General features: G+C 67.7%; 2 pseudogenes. One reads left to right on the top strand and one right to left on the bottom strand.

The features are described from left to right. Window positions 1–634: pseudogene (locus BN1143_RS01595) on the bottom strand (TMAO reductase system sensor histidine kinase/response regulator TorS); the annotation flags it as partial. Window positions 635–704: 70 nt separating this feature from the next. On the opposite strand from BN1143_RS01595, the pseudogene BN1143_RS01600 reads away from it, so the two are divergent. After that, window positions 705–961: pseudogene (locus BN1143_RS01600) on the top strand (TMAO reductase system periplasmic protein TorT); the annotation flags it as partial.

Here is a 961-nt window from a genome sequence, read left to right on the forward strand (position 1 = left end):
GCATCAGGGTGCGATGGCGCAGCTCCGTCATCTGCTCCAGCCAGTCGAGATCCTGCTCCAGCAGCCGATCGATCGCCCGATCTGCAGACCGCCCCTGCAGTGAATAGAGAGAGCCGAGCCCCGCCACCATCACGGTTTCGGCGTTCTCCATCTGGCTGCGGGCCAGCTCCGCCACCTGACCGGCGGCCGTCACCAGGCGGGAGCGCAAGGCGCTACCGTCGGCCATCAGCGTCAGCCGCTCCCCCACCAGCCAGCCCTGCTGGCCCAGGTTGCCGATGATGGTCTGGCTGAGGCGATGCAGCTCATCTGGGGTCTGCTTGCCGCCACCATGACCCAACTGCTCCAGCACCTGTTGCATCTGCTGCCCCTGCAGGGTGAGCAGCCGCCCCTGATGCACCCGCTCCCCCTCGCTGGTGGCGGAGGCCAGCAGGTGAGATGAGCTCTGGATCTCGCCGCCGAGCCGCGCCAGGGTGCGGGCCAGCTCCTGATCCGCCAGGGTCTGCTGCACCCCCTGCTCCAGCTGGCGCAGGTGGCTGAGCCCGAACCAGCCCAGCAGGGAGGCCCCCAGGGTCAACAGCGCCATCAGGGAGAAGGCCAGCAGCAGCTTGCCACCCAGGCCGGAAAAGATTCTCAATCGAAGCCCCTTGGTTGTGGTCGACTTTGACCGGATAATATGGCCCCACACTTTAACAAAACCCCCGGCCATGCGAAGCGTCTGTCTCTCCCTGTTGCTCCTGCTGCTCCCGGCCTGCGCCCTCGCCTTCGAGGTGGATCACTGGCCGGACGGCGCCTTCGGCGGCAAGCCGGCCCGTCTGAACTGGCAAGGGCCCACCCCGCCCCCCCTGACCCTGTGCGCCCTCTACCCCCACCTGCGCGACGCCTACTGGCTGTCGGTCAATCAGGGCATGGGGGAGGAGGCCAAGCGACTTCGCGTGAAGCTGCGCATCCACGAGGCGGGCGG

The organism is Aeromonas dhakensis (assembly GCF_000820305.1).
Lineage (GTDB): Bacteria > Pseudomonadota > Gammaproteobacteria > Enterobacterales > Aeromonadaceae > Aeromonas > Aeromonas dhakensis.